This is a genomic window from Shigella sp. FC1967 (genome assembly GCF_001743005.1).
Classification (GTDB): domain Bacteria; phylum Pseudomonadota; class Gammaproteobacteria; order Enterobacterales; family Enterobacteriaceae; genus Proteus.
The window spans coordinates 1-4,233 of record NZ_MIIZ01000714.1 but is presented as its reverse complement, the minus strand read 5'-3'; the positions used below and the strand labels follow the sequence as shown (position 1 = coordinate 4,233).

Here is a 4,233-nt window from a genome sequence, read left to right as displayed (position 1 = left end):
CATGAATAATAAAGCGGAGATATTCTAGATTTAACGAAAATCTATCAATACCTATTTCGTGAATAAATTCAAATCCTTATTAATCTTCAGGATAATACCATGCTACAATCGCCTCCTCTTTCTTCTCATGCCCGCTTTATTGCACTTCGTCTTCACCCTAATGAGGATGTGATCATCGCATTACGACAGATTATTAAAGAAAAAAAAACTGAAATCGGCATTTATTGCAGGTTGTGTGGGAAGTTTAACAAATGTGGTATTACGTTTTGCAGGACGTGAAGATAATCGCTATCTTACCGGTCAATTTGAGATTGTTTCACTTATTGGAACATTAGATGAGCAAGGTGAACATTTACATTTAGCTGTCTCAGATGAAAATGGATTAATGTGTGGTGGACATATGATGCCAGGTTGTACAGTGCGCACGACGCTAGAACTCGTTATTGGTGAGTTAGAGCAAGTGACTTTTAGCCGTCAGCCTTGTGAACACTCTGGTTATGAGGAGTTGGTCATCACACCGCGGCAATAACCTTATTCTAGAAAGAACGTTATTGACGCAAAATAATAAAACCAATAGTCACTATCCTTTGTAAAGGTTTTTAAACTATGTCTACAACTCCTCTAATTTCGAGCCGTACGCTTGTGCTCATTGTTGTTTCTATTGCAATTAATATGATCGGTGGTCAAATCACCTCAATGGTCAAACTTCCTATCTTTTTAGACTCTATTGGTACGCTTATCTGCGCCTTATTAGGCGGTCCATGGGTTGCATTATTTACGGGATTATTAACCAACCTCTTGTGGGGATTAATAAGTGGCCCAATGGCTGCTGCATTTGCACCGGTTGCTATGATGATAGGATTGAGTGCAGGTTTATTAGCGCGTGCTGGTGGTTTTCGTTCATTAATTCGTGTTATTGGCTCAGGTATTATTATTACTTTAGCATTAACGATTGTCGCCGTTCCAATTCGTACTTATTTATTTGGTGGCGCAACAGGTAGCGGTGCGGATTTCTTTGTTGCTTATTTCCATGCAGTGGGTGAAGGGCTTATTGAGTCTGTTGCCATTACTGTATTAGGCGTCAATCTCGCAGATAAAATCTTATCAGCAATTATCGCTTGGTTATTAGTACGTCAGTTACCACAACGAACACAACGTAATTTCCCAGCGATTGCCAAGGTTCGTTGACAATGCATCCATTTACCTCATTAGCATTATGGCTTGGGTTAAGTGCTAGTGTGCTTTTTTTATCATTAGGTTTACCACTGCTGATAATCAGCAGTGGTATTTTTATTAGCTTATTGATTTGGAAAGCATCTCGCTGGCGTTGGCGTTTTATTGCTTGGTTGATGATCCCCATGGCAATCGGATTATGGTTAGTCCATAGTGGCTGGTTAGCTTATTGGTTAACAGGTGAACCTTTAAATACCAGTAAGCAAACTATGGCAATAACACTATGGCTAAGATTATTAGCAATAATAAGTGGCGCTCAATTGTGGTTGCAATACACGTCAACAGAACAATTTATTAGAGCGTTATTTGCTAGCCGTTTACCCATGAGTCTTTCCTATTTATTAGCAGGACCTTTGTTACTTGTAGAACAATTGCGCCAACAATTACACAATATAAAAGAAGCACAATTAGCACGAGGTGTCCCCCTTGATGGATCATTCTGGCAACGACTCATCACATTACCCGCGATTATTCTGCCTCTTATTAGTCATGTATTAAGTGATTTAACCATTCGAAGCGCTGCATTAGATATGCGAGGGTTTCGTATTATGGCAAAACGTACCACGCTTTCATCTCCTACCGATTCACCACTACAAAAAATGTTACGCTATCTTATTTTACTGCTTATCTTTGTTGAAGGAGCTATTTGGCTATGGTACTAAGTCTTCAGCAATTTAGTTTTACCCCTAAAGACAACACACAGCCTATTCTTGGTCCTATTGATCTCCAATTAAAACAAGGGGAATGGCTTGTTGTTTTGGGCGGTAATGGTAGTGGAAAAAGTCTTCTAGCCCAATTACTCGCAGGTTGGTATCCCGATTTATTAACAGGCTCGGTACAAGGCTTAGGTAGAGTACAAAACATTGCTCTGGATAAAAGCCGATTAGTGTCGCTAGCTCCAGGGCGACAACTTATTCAACAATCACCACAATTACAACTATCAGGATGTGCCTTCACCGTAGAGCAAGAAATTGCCTTTGGCCCCGAAAATTTGGGGTTGAGCGATAATGAAATTCAATTCCGAGTAAAAGAAGCCATGGCATTAACGCAATGTGAATACTTACGTTTTCGCTCCCCTTCAACCCTTTCTGGCGGAGAGGCTCAACGTGTTGTGATTGCCAGTGCACTTGCTATGCGCCCTAAGTTATTACTACTTGATGAAGCATTTAGTCGTTTAACACCCAATGCAACAGAGCAATTACAACAGCGCATTAAACAGTATGCACAAGCGTGTCAATGTAGTGTGATTATTTTTGAACGCAACCTATTGCCCGCAATAACGCTTAGTGAACAATTTTTATTGTTAGAAGCAGGAAAAACAAAAGCAGCAGGTAGCTTAGAAGATATATTTCCTTTCTTATTTACAACCATTAATGCTCCAGATGCATGGCAAGCTTTAAATTGGTTAATTGAAAATCATCATTGGAATAAGAATATTGTGAATAATGATAAAGCCTTGCTTAATGCGTTTAAGGAATTTTATGTTACAGCTCAATAATGTCACTTATCGCTGGAGCAATGATGTTCCACCTTGTATTTCTCAATTATCATTAAGGTTAAATCAAGGAGAATGGATAGCCTTAGTCGGTGATAATGGTGCCGGTAAATCCACCTTATTACGTTTAATTGCAGGATTGTTAACGCCTAATGAAGGTGAGATAAAACTGAATAATCAGCCATTATCTCAAATGAAAGCCGAGCAGCGCGCCCAATATATTGGTGTATTATTCCAAGAGCCTGAACGACAAATATTTCATAACACCGTAGAAAAAGAAGTCTCTTTTGGTCTGAAACAACGCAAATTTTCTAAAGAAGAGATTAAAAAACGAGTAGATGAAACATTAGTACTTTGTGGTTTAAGTGATGTCGCAGATGTTCATCCTTTAGATCTACATGCAGGGCAACGCAGAATGGTTGCTGTTGCCAGTTTGAGTATTCTATCACCTCAAATATTACTGCTTGATGAACCGACTCGCGATTTCGACGCACATTGGTTAGCTTGTTTTGAGAACTGGCTTCAGGTACAAAAAACAGCAGGCACTTCGGTTCTTGCTATTAGTCATGATCTTGATTTTACGGCACGCCATTTTCAGCGAGTTATCCATTTATCTTCAGGCAAATTAATTGCTGATGGCGCGCCTGAAAATGTATTAATGAGCTCAACTCTGCAATCTCTTTCAGATATACCTGCGCCTACGTTATACTCATTAAGCCAAAAATTAAAATTACCGATTAAAAACTCTCCCATTGAATGGGCTACAATGCTCATTGAAATGAATAAAAATCATAAAATTAACTCATAATAATCTTAAGGTTTATTTCTATAATTGTATTTATTTATATGTGGTAGGAGATAATAAAATGGAAATGATTCACACCCTATTAGACTCATTGAGTCATTTATCTCCTATTACACTTTTTCTCTTTATTACAGTAATCACAGCAGGAAAATCGACTATTGGTATTTCTTCATTCTTGCCTCCAGCCTCTTTAATGCTGATCTTTATTTTTGGTGCCTGTTTACCTCTTTATTCTCCTATCTTTCTTTGGTTAGCAACCAGTTTTGGAGCCTTATTAGGTTCAATTATTAGCTATGAATTAGGTCGTTCTATTTATCGATTTCCTCGACTTAAAGCATGGGTTAAACGTTATCAGTCAAAAATTAATCGCGTTCAACAACTATTGAAAAATAAAACTCACTATATTTTATTTATTTCCCGATTTCTTGCCGTGTTTCGTTATTTAACACCCTTTAGTGCTGGTTTATTAAAACTACCTATATACGGTATTTATATCACCAGTGCTATTTCTGCATTAATTTGGTCAGCCATGTTTGTACTGAATTGCGACAGGCGTACTTTCTATTGCTCTATAAAGATCCGTCATAACTACTGAACCTTACTCATTCTCTTAACGCTAAATGGGTCTATTTTTCTCTTTCTTTATCCTATTATTTATCGATTCTCTGATCTCCCAATTTTTTCATTTTATTTTTTAATA

General features: G+C 37.9%; 5 protein-coding genes and 1 pseudogene. All 6 read left to right on the top strand.

Features of this window, described 5'->3' with window-relative positions:
* The first annotated feature begins 99 nt into the window (after nucleotides 1-99).
* The 6 genes and pseudogenes from BHE89_RS10725 (at nucleotide 100) to BHE89_RS10700 (ending at nucleotide 4,128) form a co-directional block, all read left to right on the top strand.
* Nucleotides 100-529 (top strand): annotated as a pseudogene (locus BHE89_RS10725) (PPC domain-containing DNA-binding protein).
* A gap of 77 nt (nucleotides 530-606) precedes the next feature.
* Entirely contained in the window at nucleotides 607-1,188 is a 582-nt protein-coding gene (locus BHE89_RS10720; RefSeq protein ID WP_069369041.1) for an ECF transporter S component, read from the top strand.
* A 2-nt stretch (nucleotides 1,189-1,190) separates the two neighbouring features.
* Entirely contained in the window at nucleotides 1,191-1,895 is a 705-nt protein-coding gene (locus BHE89_RS10715; RefSeq protein ID WP_069369040.1) for an energy-coupling factor transporter transmembrane component T, read from the top strand.
* Entirely contained in the window at nucleotides 1,886-2,731 is an 846-nt protein-coding gene (locus BHE89_RS10710) for an energy-coupling factor ABC transporter ATP-binding protein (RefSeq protein ID WP_069369039.1), read from the top strand. The genes BHE89_RS10715 and BHE89_RS10710 overlap by 10 nt, the downstream gene beginning before the upstream one ends.
* Entirely contained in the window at nucleotides 2,715-3,536 is an 822-nt protein-coding gene (locus tag BHE89_RS10705) for an energy-coupling factor ABC transporter ATP-binding protein (RefSeq protein WP_069369038.1), read from the top strand. Before BHE89_RS10710 ends, BHE89_RS10705 begins: the two co-directional genes overlap by 17 nt.
* A gap of 58 nt (nucleotides 3,537-3,594) precedes the next feature.
* The gene (locus BHE89_RS10700) at nucleotides 3,595-4,128 is read left to right on the top strand and encodes a DedA family protein (protein WP_286146071.1); all 534 of its coding nucleotides are present in this window, start codon (nucleotides 3,595-3,597) and stop codon (nucleotides 4,126-4,128) included.
* Nucleotides 4,129-4,233: the final 105 nt, after the last annotated feature.